This is a genomic window from Tenacibaculum mesophilum, assembly GCF_003867075.1.
GTDB lineage: Bacteria > Bacteroidota > Bacteroidia > Flavobacteriales > Flavobacteriaceae > Polaribacter > Polaribacter mesophilus.
In genome coordinates this window covers 3,184,240-3,208,786 of the sequence record NZ_CP032544.1, presented here as the reverse complement: position 1 = coordinate 3,208,786, position 24,547 = coordinate 3,184,240, and the positions used below count along the sequence as shown (strand labels likewise).

Sequence of the window (24,547 nt, the reverse complement as noted above, 5' to 3'; positions counted from 1 at the left end):
TTTATTGTATTAAGTAATTAATGATAGTACTTTGTGTATAGTAATTTACCACCGACGTAATCATATTCGTTTGAAACTTTAACTGTAACTCCTGAATATCTAACACATCATTAAAATCGATTGTACCTGTCTCGTAACTTTTTACCAAAATTTGTTCAGCATTTTTTGCTTGCTCTAAATTTTTAAGTTGTGTTCTGTGACTTATCATCGCTGCATTTCTATCTGAAACTGCTCTATACAATACAGATTCTAGCGTATTATATCGTTGTTCTTTTTGCGATAGAATTTCCTCTTGCTGTAACTTATTTTGTTTGCTTATAGATTTATTTTTCTTATTGAAAATAGGAATTGACAACGATACCATTGGCATTATAATATCTTTTCCATTATCTACCATATTCATATCCGTGCGCTTCTCAACATTTACATAATCAAGCCCAAAACCAATCATAGGTTGTTTTTCTTTTTGGTTCAAGAACTCTGATTGTTCTACGGAAGTGTATAACTTATCAAACTTGATTAACTCTGGGTGTAACTTTAAAGTACTTGGTTGTATTTTATCAGCTTCTTTCGGGACTTGCAAACTATTAACCACAGAAATTGATGTATTAACTTCTTGATTCAATAATCTATTAAATGCTTTTTCTATCCCTGAAAATGTTTCTACTAATACTTCTTTTTGTTGATTCAACTCATTCTGTCTTATCTGTAACCTTAACACATCTACCGCTGATGCCTTACCTACTTCTACTGAAGTTAATGCTAACTTTTCATACGTTTTAAGCAATTCTATATTTTCATCCAATACTTTTTGCTTTGCTTTAATTTCATAGAGTTTATAATACAATTGCGCTACTGATGTTGCTAACTTACGTTTTACAATTACAATATCTTGATAAGCTGCATCAGCTAATGAGGATACATAGTTTTCCCGTGCTGTTATGGTTCCGAAGAAAGGAATCATTTGTTTTACAGACAACTTAAATCGTTGTGGACCTGTACGTGTTTCTGGTGTACTCACAAAATACCCTGCCCCAAACTCGGTATTAGGCAAAGTATTTACTTCTTCCTTTTTCTCAGAAATACGTTTATACTTCGTATCAAACTGTTGTACTTCTGGATTATTTTCTAAAGCAGTCTTAATATACTCCTCTAGATTTTGTCCTTGCATCGTAAAAGCAAAAAACACAGTAGCTAGAAATAAAGCTGCTTTTTTATTATTCCTTTTAAAACTCATCTCTTTTCATTTTACGTTTTAATAAAAATTCTTCACGCCAACTATATAATACAGGTACTATAAAGTATGAAGTCACATCTATAATCATTCCTCCAAAAGCAGGAATTGCCATCGGAATCATAATATCACTTCCTCTTCCTGTTGAAGTTAACACTGGTAACAAAGCTAAAATGGTTGTTGCTGTGGTCATTACACATGCTCTAATACGTTTATTTCCTCCATGTAGTGCTGATGCACGAATGGCTCCAATTGTTTGAGGTTTGTCTTTAGTAAATGTTTGTTTTAAGTACGTTGCCATTACTACACCATCATCAGTTGCGATTCCGAACAATGCAATAAACCCTACCCAAACAGCAACACTCAAGTTAATTGGATGCATTTGAAATAGCTCTCGCAAGTTTTCTCCAAATACACTAAAATTTAAGAACCAATCTTGCCCGTACAACCACATCATAATAAACCCTCCTGCAAAAGCAATAGTAATTGCAGTAAATACCATTAACGAAGTAGCTAATGAACGAAATTGAAAATACAGTATTAAAAAGATAATCATCAATGCTAATGGCACCACAATCGACAGTGTTTTTTCTGCTCTTAACTGATTTTCATAAGTTCCTGTAAATTGATAGGATATTCCTTTCGGAACAACTAATTCTCCTGAATCTATTTTTTGTTGAATTACATTTTGAGCAGTTTCTACAACATTTACCTCAGCAAAACCATCTAACTTATCAAACAACACATACCCGATTAAGAAAGTATCTTCGCTCTTAATCATCTGCGGTCCTTGCTCATAACGGATCGTTGCTAATTCGCTTAAAGGAATTGGAGTTCCTTTAGCTACAGGTACATAGATATTTTCTAAATCAGTCGGATTAGAACGTAACTCTCTAGGATAACGAACACGAATACCGTAACGTTCTCTTCCTTCTACTGTCTGCGACAACTGCATACCTCCTACCGCTACTTTCAACACATCTTGTACGGTTTGAATAGCAATTCCGTAGCGCGCTAATTTTTCTCTATCTATATCAATTAACAAATAAGGTTTCCCTACGATTCTATCCGCAAAAACAGCCTCTTTTTTAACACCTTCAACTTCTTTTAAAACTCCTTCAAGTTCCACTCCAAAAGCTTCAATTTGTTTTAAATCTTGTCCTTTCACTTTAATTCCCATAGGTGCTCGCATTCCTGTTTGTAACATTACCAATCGAGTTTCAATGGGTTGTAGTTTTGGCGCTGATGTTACTCCTGGCAGTTTGGTTACTTTTACAATTTCATTCCAAATATCGTTTGGAGATTTGATATGCGGACGCCAGTTACGATAAAACTCTCCGTTTTCATCAGGAATAAGTTCCATTTTTGCATCAATAGATTGCCACGCTTCACCATATTTCGCTCGCAATGACATTCCTTCTTTCAGTATAAAATCACCATTTTCATCAACCTTAAATCGCTGGCGTTCTCCATCAGAATTTAATGCGTATTCAGGCTTGTAGTTAATTACGTTTTCATACATCGACAGTGGTGCAGGGTCTAACGCTGAATCTGTTCTTCCTGCCTTACCAACTACCGTGGCTATCTCTGGTATATTAGCTACCGCCATATCTAACTGTTGTAATACCCGTTTATTTTCTTCTACACCCGAATGCGGCATAGAAGTTGGCATCAATAAAAATGATCCTTCATTTAATGAAGGCATAAATTCTTTTCCTGTATTTTTAAAAATAAGAAATCCACAGGTTAACACGGTCAACGGAATGATTAAAAACAACAACTTGTTATTCAACGCCCAACACAATATCTGATTGTAATATTTTTGAAGTAGACTAAAAAAACCTAGTAAACCAAAACAGATAAGTGCTACAAATAAAAGATTAGTAGCGATACTTTTGTCTACTCCTAAAGGCCTCCAATATTCTGCCAGTAAACCAACAATTACTAATGCTGATATGACAATATTAATTGTATTTATTGAAAACGTAAAACTATAATTGGAAAACGAAACATAAATTGTTGTTTTGCCTAAGTAATTACTCCAAAAACCTACGACTCCAAAAGCTACTAATGTGATACCTAACCAATATCCATAAAAAACGGCAATGATACCTAGAACTGATAAAACTCCATTTAAAATGTACTTAAAGTTTTTTGTCAGGTCTTTTTTTCTGAATAGAATAGCTGCAAACGGAGGTATTAAAAATAACGCAACTATAATAGCAGCGATTAACGCAAAGGTTTTTGTAAACGCCAATGGACGGAATAATTTACCTTCGGCTCCAATCATTGTGAATACAGGTAAAAAACTAATAATAGTTGTCATCACTGCAGTTACAATTGCTCCTGAAACTTCTGCTGTAGCATTGTAAACTATTTGGTTAATAGATAGAGATTCCTCATCACTCATACCTTGTTCTGTCGGAATGACATTACTAGCTCCTCTACTTTCTTTTTTCTCTTTTCTCTTTTCTCTTCTCTCTAAATGACTTATGATATTTTCGGAGAGTATAACCCCAACATCTACCATGGTTCCAATAGCAATAGCAATTCCTGATAAGGCTACAATGTTTGCATCTACTCCAAAGGCTTTCATTGCTATAAAAACCATCAACACTGCTACAGGTAATAACCCTGAGATTAGTACAGAAGCTCGTAAGTTGAAAACCATCACTACGATTACTAAAATGGTTATCAGTATTTCTAGTGTAAGTGCTTCGTTCAGCGTATCTAAAGTTTCATGAATTAACTCTGAACGATCATAAAATGGAACAATCGTTAATTGAGAGATTCTACCATCTTTTAATTTTTTACTTGGTAAACCTGCACTTAACTCTTTGATTTTTGCTTTAACATTTGTAATTACTTCTAAAGGATTAGCTCCGTAACGAGACACAACAACTCCTCCAACAACTTCTGCTCCTTCTTTATCTAAAATTCCTCTACGTGGTGCTGCTCCTAGTTTTACATTAGCAACATCTTTTACTCTAATAGATGTATAATTTTCCGACTTTACAACTGCATTTTCAATATCAGCAATTGATTTTATATAGCCTAAACCACGTACCAAATATTCTGCTTGATTTATTTCTATCGTTTGCGCTCCAATATCTTGATTACTCTGTTTAACCGCAGCTACTACTTGCTGCAAACTGATATTGTATTGACGCATCAATTCTGGCTTTACGTCTATTTGGTATTCTTGAACATAACCTCCTATTGAACTTACTTCTGACACCCCATTTGCAGATGAAAGTGCATATTTTACATAGTAATCTTGTACACTACGTAACTCATTTAAATCCCAACCACCTGTAACATTTCCATTCTCATCTCTTCCTTCAAGTGTATACCAAAAAATTTGACCTAAACCTGTTGCATCTGGTCCTAAAGACGGACTTACTCCTTCTGGCAATAAATTACTAGGTAGTGAATTTAGTTTTTCTAGAATTCTTGAGCGACTCCAATAAAAATCTATTCCTTCATCAAATATGACATAAATACTTGAAAGCCCAAACATAGAGGAGCTACGAATGGTTTTTACTCCTGAGATTCCTAATAAAGATGTTGTTAATGGATAGGTTATTTGGTCTTCTATATCTTGTGGTGATTGTCCATCCCACTTTGTGAAAACAATTTGTTGATTTTCCCCAATATCTGGTATGGCATCAACCGCTACAGGATCGCTCGGTAAAAAGCCTGTATCTAAATTAAATGGTGCATTTACAGTTCCCCATCCTACAAATAAAACGAGTAATATAACTGCTACCAGTTTATTTTCTATTAAAAATTTGATGCTTTTGTTTAGCATAAAAAATGATTTTAAACAATTAAACATTGATGTTAGAAAAACATCGAATACGACAAATCATCCTAATGAGTTTCTCAAAAGGATAACTAGTTATTGTTTAAAAATCATATTAAATATACTTCATCAAGTACATGAATGTCCTTGATGACCAGTGGAGGTGTATAATCTTTAAAAGGAATTACTTTATTGTGAATTCCTTCAAATAAATTAATATAGCTATAATAAAATGAAGCTATAAAGACTTGTTGATTAAAAGATAGTTGATCCAAAGATGTAATCTTTAAAGTATCTTGACCTTCAACTACTGAAGCCACATCTTGACAACAATTCTTTTTCATCACTGAACAGTCTTCAGATTTTATTTCTTGCTTCATATCCATTCCACAAGATTCAGCCTTTACAAAATAGCTTGTACCCACTAACATGTCTCCACAAAAGTGACTATTAACGGTAAATGACATTGTAGATAACAACACTACAAAAGCTATTACAATAGATGCTATTTTATGAAATACTTTTTTCATTTTACAACACAAAAGTACAAAAAATTAAATTTCAAAAACTTAAACAATCCTTAAAACCACTTTTTGTATTTAAAATACCCTAACATAATCAACACTGTAAGCAAGATAACTCCCCACATTACAAAATACCCACTACGGTACCTAAGTTCTGGTATATACTCAAAGTTTGTCCCATATATACCCGCTATAAAAGTAATAGGAATAAATATTACTGAAAATATGGTTAGTATTTTCATAATATCATTCAAACGATTATTTACATTCGTTGAATATACCGTTAATTGCTCACTTAACATGTTTTTATAATTTTCAACTGAGTCATAACTTCGTTGTACTAAATCATGTAAGTCATTAAAAAAAGGTTGTTCCTTTTTAGTAATTAATTCTGTTTTTAAAGCTTTAAAGTTATTTATTGCTTCTCGGGCTGGTCTTATTGCTTTTCTAAAGTAATTAAGTTCTATTTTATATTTATTAATTTCTTGTAATATATTTTTATTAGGTTGAAGTAAGATTTTATCTTCTAAATCTTCTACTTTTTCTCCAAAGGTTTCCATTAAGAAATTATAATTATCTACAATTACATCTAATAAACAATACTTTAAATATGTTACGTTATAACTTCTAACTCTTCCTTTTTTATTACGCAACCTTTCTCTTACCGGCTCAAAAACATCTCCCTTTCGCTCTTGAAAAGTAATAAGTATATTTTTCAATAAATACATAGAAACCTGTTCTGCCTCTAACTGATGCTTCTCTTTATTCAAAAACATCATTTTGATGCTCGTAAAAATATAATAATCCTCTATATCTACTCTTGGTCTTTGATCGGTATTTACTACATCTTCCAAAACAAGTGTATGGATGTCAAACAACTCCCCAACCTCTCCTATTAAATCCACGTCATGTAAGCCATCTATATTAATCCAAAGTCTCTTGTATTTATTTATATAATTTTCTAATTCATTTATTGTTTTTAACTCAACTTCTATAAACTCAGTTTCATCATACCCTATTAATCGTATTCTTGTATTTTCTTCTTTTTGACTGCCTACAAAAACTGGACTTCCAGGAATTACATGTTTTGTGTTTTTTTGTTTTATTATAAATCGAGTCATAATTTATTTTTAAGCAAGTTTTAATAGTTTATGCAACTTTGCCAAAATTATGAGTTCTGACTTATTTTTTCCAGCATAGGCATCAGAAATTTCGTGTGATGCCGCTAAAAGATCATGAATTACTTTTTTTGAAAATTCTTTTTTATGTGCCAAATAGTAAGCCTTAAAGTTTTCATAGGCTTCTTCAGAAGTTATTTTTTCTTTAATTAATCCTCTTATAGTCTCATAAATTAGTTCGCTATCGGATTTATTTTCTGAAGTAGACCAATTTATTTCTACTCTTTTAACAATGCTTCTTTTTTCTTCTACAGTCATATTCTTATCGGCCATAGAAACTGCATAGAACAGGTTAGCTATACATTTATAAAACTCTTCCGTAAATTTCATAATTAAGTTATTTCTGGTAGTATTAATATAGGAATTTTACTATTGAATGCTGATTTTTTTATTACATTTTCTTCTAACAATCGGTTAAAAAAATTATACTTATGGTTTATTAAAACCAATAACTCGCTTTCTGTTTCTTCTATATGATTTTCTAAAGTTAATGTCTCAGAGTCTTTCCAATCTATTTTTTTATATTCAACATTTAATTCATGGAATAATTCTCTCAATTTCACTTTATTCCTTTGCTGATTTTCTGATAAAAAACTTTCCTCTGAAAGATTCACAACTTCTAACATACATTTTTTAATTGTGATTAAATTAATTAAAAATTGTAATTCTTTCACTGTAAACAACCTTTTGTAGTTTGTTGAAAATACAATTTGATGTAATGGTTTATACTTATAATTCATAGGAACCACAAGTATTGGACATTTGTTAACTACATTAATCATTTTCATGGTATTTGTACCAATAAATGTTTCTGCTAAACTTTTTGCTCCTTTTGTACCCGTAATTACTACATCAATATTCCTCTCTTCAATTGTTTTAGTAACCGCTTTTGTTAATGAGTTTGATGCTACAACATACTCATAATTAAAACTGGTATTCTCTCTTCTTAAGACTTCAATTAGGTATTTTAATTCATCTTCAATTTCATTATCCATTTCATTAAACCATTTTTCATTTTCTTCGTCGCTCAATAATTCTGATGGTTGACTTACATACACATCTAATAAATAAATAGTTACCTCAACACCTTTAAACAGTTGTTTTGTGTAATTTAAAGCATTAATAGCTGCTTCTGAAAAATTATAGGGTATTAAAACATTCTTCATAACGATATATAATTATGGTTTTCAATCAAATATAATTTTTTATTTTGAGATTATATTTAAAAAACCAGAAGTATATTTGTATAAAAATATAATAATGAAAAATCGCTTTCTAGAGTTATCTATATACAATCCTTTTTTACAATTCTTGCTTTTGACAGCTTCATTATTTTTTTTAATTCATGTAACAAAAAAGTTAACTAGATCTTACATTGTAAAAAATGCTATTGAACCTCATAGGAGAAAACTGATACTAAACCTAAGTTACTTTTTATATTACACATTAGCTCTCTTTATTTCTTTAATTATTTTTGGTATTAATTTTAAAGAAGTAATTGTTTTTGCATCTTCAATACTTGCTGTACTTGGGGTTGGTTTCTTTGCCCAATGGTCTATCTTATCAAACCTAACAGCTAGTATCATCTTATTTTTTTATCATCCAATGCGTATAGGTGATACTATAAAAATTATTGATAAAGACTTCGATTTACAAGGTGTGGTAAAAAACATTACAGGTTTTTACGTTCTTTTATACATGCCAGAAGAAAAGAGAGAAATAACTATCCCTAATACTATTATTCTTTACAAAGGAATTGAGTTAATAAAAAGGCAAAACAACACTTAACACACTACACAACAAATATTTAAAAAAAATAAAAAAAAGTTTGTTGTATTAAAAAATAGTTTACATTTACGGCATCTTATTATATAAGTCGAATGTTACGTTTTACTTATTTCGGTAATAACTTTTACGGGAAGATTAAGGGTTATTTAGTGTTTTGGAAACACAACGAAAAAATTAAGGATTCTTCCATTCCTGAATACTCTCTACCACTGAATTTTTATAAACAGTGCGGTGATTGCTTAGCTTTAAGAGTCTAACTATTCATATTATTTTAGTTTAACAATCTTGTTTGTTATAACAACAACAATGATACTTGTTATACAATTTATTTAAAAAAGTTTTGGCGCATGCCTTAACTGCTTTTTGAATTATCTATCTGTACTCAAAAAACAGATACAACTAAAAATAATAATGAATACTAAATATAAAGACTTAATAGAACAAACGTTTGATTTTCCTCAAGAGGAGTTTCACACAGAAAACAACAACTTATTTTTTCATGGTATTGACTTAATGCAATTAGTCAAGCAATATGGTGCGCCCTTAAAGTTCACTTATTTACCAAAAATATCAGAAAATATAAATAAAGCTAAAGCTTGGTTTCATAATGCTATTGAAAAACACAATTACAAAGGAAACTACAATTACAGCTACTGTACTAAGAGTTCTCACTTTAAATACGTATTAGATGAAGCTTTAAAAAATGATATTCACATAGAAACATCATCTGCTTTTGATATTGACATTGTAAAGTCATTAAAAAAAGAAGGAAAGCTAAGTGATGATGCTTTTGTGTTGTGTAATGGTTTTAAACGCGATCAATACATCGCTAATATTGTTAGTCTAATTGATGGAGGGCATACAAACTGTATTCCAATCATAGATAACTATGAAGAGCTAAATTTACTTTTAGAAGAAACTAAAAGTAAATTTAAAGTAGGAATTCGTATAGCTTCTGAAGAAGAACCCAAGTTTGAATTTTATACTAGCCGTTTAGGTATTGGATACAAAAATATCGTATCATTTTATGAGCGTGAAATCGCTAATAACCCTCAAGTTGAATTAAAGATGTTACACTTCTTTATCAACACAGGTATTAGAGACAACGCATACTATTGGAACGAATTAATGAAATGTTTAAATGTGTACATCAAGCTTAAAAAAGTTTGCCCAACCTTAGACAGTTTAAATATAGGTGGAGGTTTCCCTATAAAAAACTCATTGGCTTTTGATTACGACTATGAGTATATGGTAGACGAAATTATAAACCAAATTAATGTCGCTTGTAAAGAGGCAGGTGTAAATGTTCCTAATATTTTTACAGAATTTGGAAGTTTTACTGTTGGAGAAGCTGGAGGTGCTATTTACGAAGTGTTATACCAAAAGAAACAAAACGATCGTGAAAAATGGAATATGATTAACTCATCTTTCATTACTACTTTACCAGATTCTTGGGCCATTAATAAACGTTTTATCATGCTTCCCTTAAATAAATGGAATCATAGATACGAACGTGTTTTATTAGGTGGTTTAACTTGTGACAGCGATGATTATTACAACTCTGAACAACACGTAAACGGAATATACCTACCTGTATATGAAAAAGAAAGTCCTCTGTACGTAGGCTTTTTCAATACGGGAGCATACCAAGAAACTATTGGTGGTTTTGGAGGATTACAACACTGTTTAATCCCAACTCCAAAACATATATTAATTAATAGAAACGAAAACGGTGATTTAACCACCAAACTATTTAAAGAACAACAAAAGAGTGAAGAACTATTATCAATTTTAGGATACTAGTAAAAATATTAAGATGAAAAAAAGAAATTACGCAGGAATACCTGATCAATACGCAAAATTAGAGAACGCTAAGGTTGTACTTATCCCTGTTCCTTATGACGGAACTAGTACTTGGCAAAAAGGAGCTGACAAAGGTCCTGAAGCTTTTTTAGATGCTTCAGAAAACATGGAATTATACGATATAGAAACTGATAGTGAAGTATATAAAGAAGGTGTTTATTTAGCGGATGCTGTTACAGAAGATTCTTCTCCAGAAGCTATGGTAGAAGCTGTGCATGCAACGACTAAAAAATTTATTAATAAAAATAAGTTTGTAACACTTTTTGGTGGAGAACATTCAATTTCTATAGGAACAATCCGTGCTTTTAACGAATGTTTTAACAACCTTACTGTTTTACATATTGATGCACATGCCGATTTACGTAAGGAATATGAAGGTAGTTCTTGTAATCACGCTTGCGCTGTATACGAAGCGAGTCAAACAACTAACTTAGTACAAGTAGGTATTCGCAGTATGGACATATCAGAAAAGTCATCTATGAATATGGATAAAGTCTTTTTTGCACACGATATGGCTGTAAATGAATACTGGATGGATGAAGTTATTGATCAATTAACAGGTAATGTTTTTATTACTTTTGATTTAGATGCTATTGATCCGTCGCTATTACCAAGTACAGGAACACCGGAACCAGGAGGATTATTTTACTATGAAACCCTAGAGTTTTTAAAAAGAGTGTTTACTGAAAGAAACGTTGTTGGCTTTGATATTGTGGAGTTATGCCCTAACGAAAATGAAAAATCATCAGACTTTTTAGCGGCTAAGTTATATTATAAAATGTTGAGCTATAAGTTTTCTTCTACTATGGAAGATGAAGAAGATTACGATGATGACGAAAGTTCTCCATTTAACAAATTAGCGAAGTTTAAAAACGACGACGACGATTACTAAAATGCACTTACAAACAATTGCATATCACCTTGAAAGACGAATAGCACTTAGTGCTATTCGCTCTCAGTTTGAATCGTATGAGTTAGTAAAAAGAGAACATTCTTTTTTACTATATAAAATCACAAACAATTCATACATCTATATAAAAGATTATGGAAGTGTTGTTTTTATGAACTGTACAAATGATTTAATTAATCAAATTGTTAGTTTTTTAATTAATAAAGAAAATTCAAATATCAACAACCTGCCCTCAGAAAAATACAACATCACTTTTTCTGATACTATAGAAGTTGATTTCGGAACTATTCAAATTAAAGAATTAAATGATGATGTAGCACATATCATTATGCTTAACCTAGCACAATCGGTAGCATTGATGAACTATGTAAACAAAACATCTTATTTGCACGATAAAACATTAGTGTATTCAAAGCAATTAGAAAAGACAGGAAGTTTTAAACTTTCTAAAATTCAAATGCGAAAATTTATTGGTAAAACCTTAAATTTAAAAAATAATATTGCTGAAAATTTATTTGTTTTTGACTCACCAGATGTTGCTTGGAATAACAAAGACTTGTCTGATTTAGATTATAAACTAAAAGATGAATTAGATATTTTAAAACGTCATCAAGGAATAGAAAATAGTTTAAACGTAATTAAAGAAAATTTAGATTTATTTAACGATATACTACAACATAAGTACAGTAGCATGCTAGAATGGATCATCATTCTTCTAATTCTTTTTGAAGTAGTACAGGTAATTATTGAAAAGCTAATTTAAAAAACACAAGGGCTTATAAAGTTATTACTTCTAGCATTAAAGAAGCAGTTTTATAAGCTTAAAAAAATAATAAGATGAACAAACCTATAACAAATTTTATAGAAAAATACTTTTTACACTTTAATGCAGCTGCACTAGTAGATGCTGCCAAAGGGTACGAAGCACAATTAGAACAAGGCTCTAAAATGTTAGTATCTCTAGCAGGAGCCATGAGTACTGCAGAATTAGGAAAAATTTTTGCAGAAATGATTCGTCAAGACAAAGTACACATCATTTCTTGTACAGGAGCCAACCTTGAAGAAGACATCATGAATTTAGTAGCGCACTCTCATTATAAAAGAGTTCCTAACTACCGTGATTTAACTCCACAAGATGAGTGGGATTTATTATTAAAAGGATTAAATCGTGTTACAGACACTTGTATTCCTGAAGAAGAAGCTTTTAGACGCCTACAAAAACATATTTTTAAAATCTGGAAAGATGCAGAAGAAGCTGGCGAACGTTATCTTCCTCATGAATATATGTATAAACTATTATTATCTGGAGTTTTAGAGGAATATTATGAAATCGATTTAAAAGATTCGTGGATGTATGCAGCAGCAGAAAAGAACTTACCAATTGTTGTTCCTGGATGGGAAGACAGTACTATGGGAAATATTTTTGCCTCTTATGTAGTAAAAGGAGAGCTAAAAGCATCAACTATGAAGTCTGGTATTGAATATATGACCTTCTTAGCTGATTGGTATACTGAAAACTCAGAAAACGGTATCGGGTTTTTCCAAATTGGTGGTGGAATCGCTGGAGATTTCCCTATTTGTGTAGTACCAATGCTATATCAAGATTTAGAAAGAGAAGACACTCCTTTCTGGAGTTATTTCTGTCAAATTTCAGATTCAACGACTAGCTATGGTTCTTACTCAGGAGCTGTTCCTAACGAAAAGATTACTTGGGGAAAATTAGACATCGATACACCTAAGTTTATTATAGAAAGTGATGCAACTATTGTTGCTCCATTAATATTTGCCTATTTATTAAAAATGTAACCTTATGAAGAGAGTTATTGTAGACTATGCCAAGTTAACTACTGATATTCTAGATTTATTGGTAGAAAGATATCCTGATGGATATGATCATTCAGATATTATTTCCTTTAAAAATAGTAAAGGAGAAACAATTAAAGCGGTAGAAGTAAATACCGAAGATACTCTTTTTTTAGTAAAAATAAGTTCTCAGTTACAACAGTCAATGGAGGACCATGAAACCGACGATGAAGAAAATGACGATACCTTTGATGAAATTGAAATAGCTGATGACTTTGATAATGAATAAATAGTAAACTGTATTTAAACCATGGCTTATTATAACTCACAACAAACAGTTACATTAGTCGGCGTTTATCAAGGATATACAAACGGCTATTATGTTTTTGAATTAGAAAATGGAGATATTATTGACTTTGAACAAATCAATAAAAAGAATCTTGAACATTTAGACTTGAAATCATCTAATTATAAAAACAAAAGTTTTGAAATTACGTACAAAGAAATTTTTGATGATGTAGACGATGAAGATCTTGTAATTTTTAAGTTAGAAAAATTACAGTTACTTTAAAAAACAAATCCCATTCTGTTTAGAATGGGATTTTACTTTTTATAGAATGTTTAATATCAATTTATACTGATCTAAATCAATTTTACCACTAAAAATTTTTATAGTTTTAGAAATAATTTCTTCTGCTTTTTCTTGTGAAAAACCGAGTTGAATAGCATATCGTAAAATTAATTTTAATTCTGCTTCATCAATTTGATGGTCTGAGTAAATTATTTTAAATAAATCTAACAAACGTTCTAACCTATCATCAGTTTTTGCTTGGGGCATTACAGGGTGTTTTTGTGAGTTTTTTATTATTTCATTATACTCATCTTCTGTTATATCTAGTTTCCTAGCAAAACGATTTATTAATTTTTCTTCATCTTCATTTAAATCTCCATCAACAATGGCTAAATTAAAAATAGCATTAAAATGCGCTACATTATTTCTATGTTTGCTTGATTCATATAAATCTACAATACTCATAATTATTTTACTTTTTTTATTGATTGTAATATAGGTTCTTCAATATCATCATCTGATTTTTTATACTCATATATGATTTCAAATTCTTCCTCTAAAAACTTATTATCTTTTAAATTATACATTTTTAATATTTTATCTGATATAGTTTCAAAAGTTACTACATCTTCATCTCCTTCTTCGTTTATAAACGAAAAAGTAAAACCATATTCATCATAGCCTTGAAAAGTTGCTAAAGTTTTAATAGGGTTTGTAAATTTATATTGTTTTGTAGTAAAAGATAAACTTGCTCCCACAAATAAAATAAAAACTGTTTTTATTATAATGTTTTTCATTTTCTTTAAAATTATAGTTATTAAACTTTTTCCTTGGATATTAACCACAACAAGTCCAAGCTTCTTTTAGCAAAAGCTACTCTTTAGCTTTGCTCGTGGTGTTAAAGAAAATGATATTACATAAGCGTTTATTTATCTATATAAAGATACATTATTTTTCATTCTTTTTTACTTTATCTTTATTTTTTTTTAGTTAAAAAAACAATAATAAAAAGACCTTAAACTTATAGTTTAAGGCCTCTTCGTCTAACCAAACTTAGTATAAAAACTAACTACTACTATTTTTAAAAATTAAATAACTTCCCTTTACAAGCTTTAGGCAAAAAAGAGAAGTTATGCATTTAAGAGGTAATATCTTTTAAAAAATTATATTCTTTTATTTTGCTTACATTATTATGACACTATATTTTTAATTTGGTCACCTAAAAACATAAAAAAAACTCAAAATAAATTTTGAGTTTTTAATATAAATATTTTCTAAGTACTATTCTGTGCTCTGGTATAGACTTATCGTAATTTTCTATCAATAGCTCCAGTATTTCTGGTGGCTCCTTCCCTATACTCTTTTTTGAGCTGTATTTTGATACGTACAAGTTATATTGTGAATCTTTTTTTTCAAAAATTAAAAAATGTTCTTTGTTCAGTTCCGAAAAACTTATTTCGTTTTCTTGAAACGTTCCTGAGTTATCTTTTAAAAAACCTGAAAATTCGTAATACCTAAAAATGTTCTCCATTCTTATATTATCTCTGCTGATAAACCTAATTCTAATAATTTAGAGCATCTTGGTTCTAAATCTTTATACTCTCCTGTTTTAACCGAACACTTACCTTTATAATGTACTAAGATAGTACATTGTTCTGCCTGCTCTAATGTATGATCACATACAGTTACAAGGCTATCAATTACAAAATCAAAAGTATTTACATCATCGTTATGCAAAACAATTTCATGCTTTCTTGTTTCATTTAATAAAACATCAAGCTCTTCTTGAATTTTTTCTATCGTACTCATTTGTTTTATTTTTGATACTGCAAAGCTACCCAATTATTTCTTTTTATGGTATCTTTTAATGTTAAACTGTACTTAGAAACCTCATTATCAATCACTGGAATATCTTCACTATAAAATCCACTTAATAATAAAACTCCTTTTTCAGTTAAGCAACTCGTGTAGGTTTCCATATCATTTAACAAAATATTTCGGTTGATATTCGCTATAATAACATCATATTTTTTCCCTTTTAATAAAGATGCATCTCCTTCATAAACCGAAATATGTTTACAGTTATTTCTTTCTACATTCTCTAATGAATTCTCATAACACCAAACGTCAATATCTATAGCATCAATAGGTTGTGCTCCTTTCATTTCTGCAAAAATTGCTAAAATCCCTGTACCACACCCCATATCTAGTACTTTTTTACTCGCTACATCTAAATTAATCAAATGTTGTACCATCATGTATGTAGTTTCATGATGTCCTGTACCAAAACTCATTTTTGGCTCAATAACGATATCGTACTTCAAGTTAGGGTTTTCATGAAATGGAGCTCGGATACTAACCAAATCGTCTACTTGAATAGGATTAAAATTCTTTTCCCATTCTTCATTCCAATTCGTTTGTTCTATCTCTTTGTGTTTATAGTCAATTGAAAACTCTTCTGAGTTTAAAACAAAAACATCATTTAAAATATCTTTATTCCAATCTTCTTTTTGGATATATGCTATAACTCCATTTTCATTTTCAACAAAACTTTCAAACCCTAAGGCACCTAACTCAGCGATTAGAATTTCTGTAGTTGGTTCTTTTGGTGTTACTTCAAAAGTATATTCTATATAAATATTGTCCATTAAATTGATTTAATTATTGCTGCAAAATCTTCAACTTTTAATGCCGCTCCACCTATTAAACCTCCATCAACATCTGGCTTAGAAAAAATTTCTTTAGCATTGGCTGGTTTTACACTTCCTCCATACAAAATTGAAATGGTATCTGCTATTTCTTTTCCATACTCTTTAGCAAAAATTTCTCTTACAAAAGCATGCATTTCTTGTGCTTGCTCTGGTGAAGCTGTTTCTCCTGTTCCAATAGCCCAAACTGGCTCATAGGCTAAAATAATATTCTTAAAAGCTTCTTCTTTTAAGTGGAACAATGCTTTTTTAACCTGACTTTCAACCACCCCAAAATGATTTCCTGACTTTCTATCTTCTAATAATTCTCCAAAACAAAAAATTACTTCTAATCCGTTCACCAAAGCAGCATCTACCTTTTGAGCTAATAACTCATCCGTTTCACCAAAGTATTCTCTACGTTCAGAATGCCCCAAAATTACTATGCTAACACCTAAATTTGTTAGCATATCTGCTGAAACCTCTCCTGTGAACGCTCCACTTTTAGATTGATGCATGTTTTGTGCGGCAACTTCTACAAGTGATTCTTCAGTGTTTTTTACTGCTGACTCTAGGTTTACAAAACTAGGAGCAACTATCACTCTAGTACCTTCTTCTAAACCAGTTTTTACTTCTTCCTTTATTCCCTCAATTAATTCTTTTGCTTCATCAAGGTTTTTATTCATCTTCCAGTTACCTGCAACTATTTTTTGTCTCACGTGTGTTATTTTTTCTGGTTATTGATTTTATGTTTGCAAAATTACATTTTTTCTAGGCTTTAACGAATTAATTTATCCGACACCTTTGACGATTTAAATATCTCAATACTTCCTTCTTCATCAACAATTAAAAATCGTGGAATTGTTTTTAGTTTTAAAAACTTTCCAAGTTCACCTTTACCTTTCTTCTGAATGTAATAGTGCTGTCCTTTAACAGGAATACTTTCTAAACCTCTTTTCCAATCATGGTACGAATGGTCTACCGATAAAAACACATATTCAAATTGTGAGTTTTTCTTTTGAAATGAAAGCACATCTTTAAAGCTCTTTTGACTATAGGGACAATAGGTTGCAAATATTTGTACAAATATCTTTTTGCCTTTATTTCGCTTTAAGATTTCCTTAAATGAAATTGACTCTCTTTCTAAAGTTAGTAATTCTTCATTCAAAGATGTTTCAGTAAAATGTTTTGGCTGAAAAACAGCGCAACTTGATAAAAAAACTATGATTGTTAATAAAAAAAATGTTCTCATTTATTGTAATCTTATTCGAGGGTCTAACCAGCTATATAAAATATCTACTATAATATTTATGATTATAAATAACGTAGCCACTACTAAAACAGCTCCCATAATTACGGGTAAATCAAGAGTATTTAGCGAGTTTACTATTTCTTTTCCTAATCCGTTCCAGTTAAAAATATACTCTACAAAAACCGCACCTGCTAACATAGATGCAAACCATCCAGAAATTGCTGTTATTACTGGGTTTAATGAGTTTTTTAAGGCGTGCTTTTTTATTACTTGATACATCGTTACCCCTTTTGATTTTGCAGTTCGTATGTAATCTTGACTCAGCGTTTCTAACAACGAGTTTCGCATTAACTGAATTACTACTGCTAACGGGCGAATACCTAACACTATTGCTGGTAGTATTAAATTTTTCCATTGAATATGCATTCTTTCACCAAAATCATCTACTTCGTACAAACTTCCAGTCATTTCTAAACTTGTGTACTTGTGTAATACAAAACCGAATAACCAAGCAAATAAAATTGCCGAAAAGAAAGAAGGAACACTCATTCCTAAAGTACTAATGACTGCTATGATTCTATCAAAAAATGTATCTTTAAATAAGGCTGAAAAGACTCCTAAAATAATTCCTAAAATTAAAGCAATGGTTATGGCTACCACCGCTAGAATTGCTGTATTGGGTAACGTTTCTTTAATTACTTCGGAAACATTTTTTCCATTTTTTTGAAATGATTGACGTAAATACGGCGTTTTTACAACCACCTCTGTATTCCCAACAGAAAACAAGGGTTGCGCATTGTATTTCTCTTCAGATAAGAAAGTATAATTCTCTTTATTATTACTGTGAAACGACAACGGAGAAACATCATTCAAATAATACAAATACTGTGTGAATACAGGTTTATCAAATCCGTATTTTTTTCGAATATTTTGTAGTTGTTCGGTGTCTTCTCTCTGATCTAACATCATACGAGCTGGATCTCCAGGTAAAATGTTAAACAGTAAAAAAATCACAGTAACTACACCAAACAGTGTTAAGAATCCGTAAAAAATTTTGTTAACGATATATTGAAACATATATAACAAAGATAACAGAAACTGCTAAATTTATGTACTTTTGCCTAACTTTTACAACAACACATGACAACACAACAACTTGTATCTGAAATTCAAAAAAAGAAATCATTTTTATGTATTGGATTAGATGTTGATTTAAACAAAATTCCAGCACATTTACTTCAAGAGGAAGATCCTATTTTTGCCTTTAATAAAGCTATTATTGATGCTACGCATCATCTTTGTGTAGCTTACAAGCCTAATACTGCTTTTTATGAAGCTTATGGAATTAAAGGCTGGAAATCTCTTGAAAGAACGATTAATTACTTAAACGAAAAACATCCTGAAATTTTTACCATTGCTGATGCTAAGCGTGGTGATATTGGTAATACTAGTACCATGTATGCAAAAGCTTTTTTTGAAGACTTAGCTTTTGACTCGGTAACGGTTGCTCCATACATGGGAAAAGATTCTGTTGAACCTTTTTTAGCTTTTGAAGATAAACATACCATTATGTTGGCTTTAACTTCTAACCAAGGCGCTTTTGACTTCCAAACAAAAACTGTTGATGGTAAAGAGTTATACAAACAAGTAATTGAAACTTCTAAATCTTGGAAAAACTCACAGAATTTAATGTACGTAGTTGGCGCTACGAAGGCTGAATATTTAACTGATATCAGAAAAATTATTCCTGAAAGCTTTTTATTAGTTCCTGGGGTTGGTGCCCAAGGAGGTAGTTTAGAAGAAGTTTGTAAATACGGGATGACTAAGAACACTGTAGGCTTATTAATTAATTCTTCTCGTGGAATTATTTATGCTTCTAACGAGAGTGATTTTGCTGAGGCTGCTGCTGCTAAAGCTAAAGAGTTACAACAACAAATGGAAAATATTTTAAAATAAAAGAAAGCCAAGGTTAATGACTCCTTGGCTTAAAATTAATTCAAATAACTACATTAAATGAAAACAAAAATTTAATGTAATTAGCTTCTTATTCTATTCACAACTCTTTTAGTTTTGATCACTTGGTGATATGTTTGGATTGGCATTTATCTCTGCTTGAGGAATTTTAAAAATCCAGTCATCATTTAAAGAAGGTTTTTCTATTTGATAAGCTCCTTGGTAAAGTACTGCTGAAGCTCCCGAACCTCCATTGGCTCCATGGTCTATCCCTTCATCCCAACGAATTTTATCTGTATATCCAAAACCTTCTCCCCATAATTCTACTCCTCTTTGAAACTTAATATGATCCATTAAAGATTCTTGTGTATTATAAACTGTTACATCATAAGCACTATCACGCTCTTCACCTAATGGCTTTAAAGCATTTTGTGCTCCTGTTATATCGTTCATCATTGCTTTTGCTTCAGCTTCAATTAAATACATTTCTGAGGCACGCATATAAATTATATCATCAGGATCAATAGATCCAGGATTCTTATTCTTCAATTTAAAATGCATATAAGGATGTTGGTTAAAACTATTCGTAATACCATACTCTGAATTTATTTCAGCTCTTCTGGCATTATATGCATCTAGATCACTTGCATAATTAGGATCTCTTGGTAATCCTGTATCTGAATCAAGTCCTCCTTCATTGTTTGCCGCAGAAAAATTCGTATTAGGTGCGTCAATTATGAATACATCTTTTCTATAATCTGTATCAGGAATTGCATCAACCAATCTTCTATCAGCTATTTTTGGATTATTTCTAATTTGACTTCCATTAAAAGTATTGCTAGCTAGATAAAAATATGAGCGGAAAAATGTTGTTTCTGTTTGAATAACATTACTTCCCCAAATAACTTCCGAAAGATCATTTGAATTAAATCCTGCTTTCCATTCTGATTCATTCATTAACGGATAATTTTGACGTGCAGCCACAGCAGCATCAGCAGCTGTTTGCCAGTCTCCTTTAGAAAGAGCCCATCTGGCTTTTAATCCATAAGCTACATCTATATTCAACTGAGATTTTACCTCTGGTCCTCCTGATGGTCTTGTAGATCCTTTTTCAAAAGCACTAATAGCAGCATCTAAATCTTGTCCTATTTGATTATAAATTTCTTCAACTGTTGATCTTGGTTCGCTAGTAAATGGTGATTCTGAAGAAAAAAGTAAAGGTACACCTGAATCAGTACTAGGGTTACCAATTAAATACCCTTTACCATAATGTTGTACTAAAGATAAATATGCATAGGCTCTATATGTATAAGCTTGCCCTAAAATTGAATTTAATGTTGGGGTTTCTGTTAAGTTCCCTTCTAAAATTCCATTAATCAAAAGGTTTGCATGTAAAATAATGTTATATCGATGATACCATAATAATTCATTCGTAAGTGATGTTGGTTGAGTATGAGAATTCCATTGCATCTCAGTTCTCCAACCTAAATTATTAGCATTAGCACTATGAATTAGTCCTCCAGACAAATTATCTCCTAATGGAACCCAATAATGATTGCCTGCTCTTTGAGAGTCTCCTCCTGGAAATATTGTTTGTGACTGAGAGTATAAACCTCTGTGCACTCCATCTAGTACTAATTGCATGTTGGTTTCGTTAGCTAACGCATCAGATGCAGAAATAGCATCCGTTGGGGTTCTTTCAAGAAAGTCTTCTTTACAAGATGTTATCGAAATAAGGATAACAGCTATTAATAAGTATTTTAATTTATTTAACATAATGATTTTTTTTAGAATGAAACATTAATACCAAAAGATATAATTCTTGGGGGAGAAAAATCATCACCAGATGGTGTACCTGCTAAATTATACTGAGGATCTAAACCTTTTCTCTCACTTCTTAAGAATAAATTCTCTCCTGATAAATTGAATCTTATGTTATCCATATTAAGTGATTCTACAACTTTTTTATCTAACGTGTAACCTATGTTCACGTTTTTTAATGCCCAGAAAGAAGCATCGGTTAAAAACCTATCTGACTGAGTTCTTACCAGATCAGGGTTTCCATTTTCTAACCTTGGAACATTTGTTATATCTCCAGGTTGTTTCCATGCATTCAATATATCTGGATGTAGAGACCTTCCGTAACTTCCACTATGCATCATAGATGAATATGCGTTGTCTAGCACTTTTCCACCTATACCATAGGTAACTAAAAAATCAAAAGTGAAATCTTTATATGTAATTTTATTTAAAACTGAACCTAAAAGATCTGGCACAGAAGAATCTCCAGTATATGCTCTTTCTGTATCTTGCCAATCATTTGTTGTTTCATGATTACCATTTGCATCTAAAACAGGAACACTTTCACCGTTTTCATCCTGTTCATACATATAGAACAACTGATCTCCATTATCAGGATCTACCCCTGCAGTTCTTAATAAAAAATAATCAAATCTCGATCTACCTTCAGCCCAACGTTTTGATCCATTTATAAATGGATCTGGTAATTTTGTGATTTCATTTTTGAATGTAGAAGCTTGTAATGTTAAGTCCCATTTAAAATTTTCTTTATTAAAAAGATAAGCTGTCAATCCTACTTCCCAACCTGAATTAAACATATCTCCTGCGTTTACCGGAACTTCATTCAATCCATTACTTGGTGCAATAGGTAATAGGTAAAGTAAATCTGTTGAATTTTTCTTATAATATTCTACAGAACCATCTAAAAAGTTATCGAATAGTGCAAACTCCAATGCTACATCAAAATTCTCAATGGTTTCCCACTGCAAATTAGCGTTACCTATATCTGTAAAAATGATGGCTGGATTAGCTGCATTAGATGTAATTGAAAAACGAGCCTGCGACAGATATGAATCTAGAAGATCATCATTCCCTACTTCTCCGTAAGATGCTCTTAATTTTAATTTATTTATAAAAGATACATTTTTCATGAACTTTTCTTGGTCAATACGCCAAGAAGCCCCTACAGAGTAAAAAGTACCCCATCTTTTATCCATATCAAACACAGAAGATCCATCACGTCGAACAGAACCACTAAAATAATATTTATTAGCATAATTATAATTAGCTCTAAAAAGATATCCTTCAATTGCTTTATCAAAAGTTGCTCCATCTAAATCTACAATATTTGAAAAATTGGCAAATTCAAAAATCCCATTTGCCGCTTGTATTGTTGCTAGTCCCTCAATATTAGAGATAGATCTTTCAAAACTCTCATGACCTGCAAGCAATTCTAAATTATGGTTACCAAAACTATTAACATAAGTTAAAATTTGATTAAAGTTTTGTACTTCTCCTCTTCCTCTGTCTTCACTCAATCTTCCATCTGGCTGAGCATCTCCAATAATTGCGTTTTCATACTCTCTTTCAAATAACTCATTTATATCTCTACCATAAGTTACTTTTAAATTAAGCCCTTCTAAAAGTTTAATGTCTCCATAAAACCTAAACCCATAAGTATTATTCTTATCACTTTCATTATTAAGTAACAATTCTTGAAGTGCGTGACGACCTTGGTTCGTGGGTCTGGAACCTATATTATACTCTGGGAAACCTTCACCTGAGTCAAAAACTGGATTTCCAAATTCATCCCTTACAATATTCCCTTGTAAATCATTTACATATACTGGGTAGACTGATCCCATGCCTAGTGCAAAACTAAACGGATTTACAATGCTTCCGGTTCCTGCTGAACTTGGACCTCTTGCTTCAGTAAGTGCAATATTGGCACTACCTCCTATTTTGATACTTTCGCTTACATCAAAATCAGCATTTAACCTTGCTGTTATACGCTCAAAACCAGATGTTACAACATAACTCTCTTCATCCAAGTATGACGCTGAAAAATATACTGTATGATCATCACCTCCTGCTGATATACCTACATTGTAGTTATTTCTAATTCCGGTTTGTTGTAGTTCATCAAACCAATCAAGACTCTTATATATAACGCTTGCATTAGGGTTTAACTTTCCATCCACTCCAACTATTTGATCATTTGGCACATTAAACGGATTATAACCTAATTGATTATAAATATTTGCACTAGCAAATGCAGGATCACCTCCACCAGCACTAGAATTCTTCAGAGCTTCCCACATAACTTCATAATACTGACCTGGCGACACTTGGTTATATGTTTGAACACCGTTTGCCACAACTCCAGATTGAGCAGTAAGGTTAACTCTTACTCCGCCTTTCTTTCCTTTTTTGGTGGTAATAATTACAACTCCATTAGCAGCTCTTGAACCATATAATGATGTAGAAGAGGCATCTTTTAGTACTGTAAAAGACTCTATATCTTCTTGATTTATTGTATTTAACTCTCCTTCATATTGAATACCATCCACTATAAATAAAGGATCAGTATCTCCATTTAATGTACCTACACCACGAATTACAATATCTGGTGATGCTCCTGGACCTGCAGATGATGTAAATTGTATACCTGTTGCACGACCTTCAATAGCTGCAATTGGAGAAGTTACGTTACGTGTGGCTAAATCTTTCACACCTAAAACACTCGCTGAACCTGTAAATGCTTCTTTAGTAGTGGTCCCATAAGCTACAACTACCACTTCGTCTAACAAGTTAGCGTCCTCTTCCATTTTAATATTTAAAATAGAAGTTACTCCAACTGTTCTTTCGATAGTTTTAAGCCCTACAAAACTAAAAACAAGTATATCTCCTTGGTTTACTTTTATGGCATACTTCCCATCAAAATCTGTTTCAGTACCTTTATTAGTACCTTTTATAATAACACTAACTCCTGGTAGTGCTCCAGTTTTATCAGTTACTGTTCCTGTAACCGTTTTTTCTTGTGCTAATATTGACATATTTACAAGTATTAATATTAGCAATAGGTAATTTTTTAATTTCATAAATTAAAATTTTTAAACTTAAAACTCTCACTACAAGAGCCTTAAAATTGATATCTTATAAAATTAAAAAAACAATAA

General features: G+C 31.3%; 24 protein-coding genes. 8 read left to right on the top strand and 16 right to left on the bottom strand.

The annotated features are described in order from the left end of the window. Position 1: 1 nt before the first annotated feature. From D6200_RS14625 to D6200_RS14600, 6 genes are all read right to left on the bottom strand, one after another. Positions 2-1,237, bottom strand: a complete 1,236-nt coding sequence (locus tag D6200_RS14625) for a TolC family protein (protein WP_073181570.1) — start codon at positions 1,235-1,237, stop codon at positions 2-4. Further along, positions 1,227-5,045, bottom strand: coding sequence for an efflux RND transporter permease subunit (locus D6200_RS14620; protein WP_073182661.1), 3,819 nt, complete (start codon positions 5,043-5,045; stop codon positions 1,227-1,229). Before D6200_RS14620 ends, D6200_RS14625 begins: the two co-directional genes overlap by 11 nt. 104 nt (positions 5,046-5,149) lie before the next feature. After that, a complete protein-coding gene (locus tag D6200_RS14615; protein ID WP_073181572.1) occupies positions 5,150-5,569 on the bottom strand; it encodes an HYC_CC_PP family protein in 420 nt (139 codons plus the stop codon). Between the two features lie 50 nt (positions 5,570-5,619). Beyond that, positions 5,620-6,684, bottom strand: a complete 1,065-nt coding sequence (gene corA / locus D6200_RS14610; protein ID WP_073181574.1) for a magnesium/cobalt transporter CorA — start codon at positions 6,682-6,684, stop codon at positions 5,620-5,622. Positions 6,685-6,693: 9 nt separating this feature from the next. Next, positions 6,694-7,071 (bottom strand): hypothetical protein, encoded by a 378-nt coding sequence (locus D6200_RS14605; RefSeq protein WP_047788426.1) that lies wholly within the window; start codon positions 7,069-7,071, stop codon positions 6,694-6,696. Positions 7,072-7,073: 2 nt separating this feature from the next. Continuing rightward, positions 7,074-7,907: a universal stress protein gene (locus tag D6200_RS14600; protein WP_073181576.1), complete on the bottom strand. Its 834-nt coding sequence runs from the start codon at positions 7,905-7,907 to the stop codon at positions 7,074-7,076. Positions 7,908-8,001: 94 nt separating this feature from the next. Here D6200_RS14600 and D6200_RS14595 point away from each other — a divergent pair, with 94 nt between their 5' ends. The 7 genes from D6200_RS14595 to D6200_RS14565 all read left to right on the top strand — a co-directional run bounded on the left by D6200_RS14595 (position 8,002) and on the right by D6200_RS14565 (position 13,676). Then, a complete protein-coding gene (locus D6200_RS14595) occupies positions 8,002-8,529 on the top strand; it encodes a mechanosensitive ion channel domain-containing protein (RefSeq protein ID WP_047788428.1) in 528 nt (175 codons plus the stop codon). 411 nt (positions 8,530-8,940) lie between these two features. Then, positions 8,941-10,332 (top strand): type III PLP-dependent enzyme domain-containing protein, encoded by a 1,392-nt coding sequence (locus D6200_RS14590; protein ID WP_073181578.1) that lies wholly within the window; start codon positions 8,941-8,943, stop codon positions 10,330-10,332. A gap of 13 nt (positions 10,333-10,345) precedes the next feature. Beyond that, on the top strand, positions 10,346-11,284 hold the full coding sequence (gene speB / locus D6200_RS14585) for an agmatinase (protein WP_073181580.1): 939 nt from the start codon (positions 10,346-10,348) through the stop codon (positions 11,282-11,284). 1 nt (position 11,285) lies between these two features. Then, entirely contained in the window at positions 11,286-12,065 is a 780-nt protein-coding gene (locus D6200_RS14580; protein WP_083574760.1) for an RMD1 family protein, read from the top strand. Positions 12,066-12,139: 74 nt separating this feature from the next. Next, positions 12,140-13,108 (top strand): deoxyhypusine synthase family protein, encoded by a 969-nt coding sequence (locus tag D6200_RS14575; protein WP_047788431.1) that lies wholly within the window; start codon positions 12,140-12,142, stop codon positions 13,106-13,108. 4 nt (positions 13,109-13,112) lie between these two features. After that, positions 13,113-13,394, top strand: a complete 282-nt coding sequence (locus tag D6200_RS14570) for a hypothetical protein (protein WP_047788432.1) — start codon at positions 13,113-13,115, stop codon at positions 13,392-13,394. Positions 13,395-13,415: 21 nt separating this feature from the next. Next, entirely contained in the window at positions 13,416-13,676 is a 261-nt protein-coding gene (locus tag D6200_RS14565) for a hypothetical protein (protein WP_047788433.1), read from the top strand. 39 nt (positions 13,677-13,715) lie between these two features. On the opposite strand, the gene D6200_RS14560 is transcribed toward D6200_RS14565, so the two are convergent. The 8 genes from D6200_RS14560 to D6200_RS14525 all read right to left on the bottom strand — a co-directional run bounded on the left by D6200_RS14560 (position 13,716) and on the right by D6200_RS14525 (position 18,692). Further along, positions 13,716-14,141 carry a tellurite resistance TerB family protein gene (locus D6200_RS14560; RefSeq protein WP_047788434.1) on the bottom strand — a complete coding sequence of 142 codons (426 nt, stop codon included), beginning with the start codon at positions 14,139-14,141 and terminating at the stop codon, positions 13,716-13,718. A 2-nt stretch (positions 14,142-14,143) separates the two neighbouring features. Further along, positions 14,144-14,473 carry a hypothetical protein gene (locus D6200_RS14555; protein ID WP_125064436.1) on the bottom strand — a complete coding sequence of 110 codons (330 nt, stop codon included), beginning with the start codon at positions 14,471-14,473 and terminating at the stop codon, positions 14,144-14,146. Positions 14,474-14,934: 461 nt separating this feature from the next. Then, a complete protein-coding gene (locus D6200_RS14550) occupies positions 14,935-15,207 on the bottom strand; it encodes a hypothetical protein (protein ID WP_047788436.1) in 273 nt (90 codons plus the stop codon). A gap of 2 nt (positions 15,208-15,209) precedes the next feature. Then, the gene (locus tag D6200_RS14545) at positions 15,210-15,485 is read right to left on the bottom strand and encodes an ATP-dependent Clp protease adaptor ClpS (protein WP_047788437.1); all 276 of its coding nucleotides are present in this window, start codon (positions 15,483-15,485) and stop codon (positions 15,210-15,212) included. A 5-nt stretch (positions 15,486-15,490) separates the two neighbouring features. Next, positions 15,491-16,324: a 50S ribosomal protein L11 methyltransferase gene (prmA, locus tag D6200_RS14540; RefSeq protein ID WP_073181584.1), complete on the bottom strand. Its 834-nt coding sequence runs from the start codon at positions 16,322-16,324 to the stop codon at positions 15,491-15,493. Next, positions 16,324-17,082: a triose-phosphate isomerase gene (gene tpiA / locus D6200_RS14535; RefSeq protein ID WP_073181586.1), complete on the bottom strand. Its 759-nt coding sequence runs from the start codon at positions 17,080-17,082 to the stop codon at positions 16,324-16,326. Before tpiA ends, prmA begins: the two co-directional genes overlap by 1 nt. Positions 17,083-17,141: 59 nt before the next feature. Beyond that, a complete protein-coding gene (locus D6200_RS14530; RefSeq protein ID WP_073181588.1) occupies positions 17,142-17,615 on the bottom strand; it encodes a TlpA family protein disulfide reductase in 474 nt (157 codons plus the stop codon). Continuing rightward, entirely contained in the window at positions 17,616-18,692 is a 1,077-nt protein-coding gene (locus D6200_RS14525) for an ABC transporter permease (RefSeq protein ID WP_073181590.1), read from the bottom strand. Between the two features lie 63 nt (positions 18,693-18,755). On the opposite strand from D6200_RS14525, the gene pyrF reads away from it, so the two are divergent. Then, complete coding sequence (gene pyrF, locus D6200_RS14520) at positions 18,756-19,571, top strand: orotidine-5'-phosphate decarboxylase (protein ID WP_073181593.1); 816 nt, start codon at positions 18,756-18,758, stop codon at positions 19,569-19,571. 108 nt (positions 19,572-19,679) lie between these two features. On the opposite strand, the gene D6200_RS14515 is transcribed toward pyrF, so the two are convergent. Continuing rightward, entirely contained in the window at positions 19,680-21,344 is a 1,665-nt protein-coding gene (locus D6200_RS14515; RefSeq protein ID WP_073181595.1) for a RagB/SusD family nutrient uptake outer membrane protein, read from the bottom strand. Between the two features lie 11 nt (positions 21,345-21,355). Continuing rightward, positions 21,356-24,424: a SusC/RagA family TonB-linked outer membrane protein gene (locus tag D6200_RS14510; RefSeq protein WP_240627184.1), complete on the bottom strand. Its 3,069-nt coding sequence runs from the start codon at positions 24,422-24,424 to the stop codon at positions 21,356-21,358. Between the last annotated feature and the right edge of the window lie 123 nt (positions 24,425-24,547).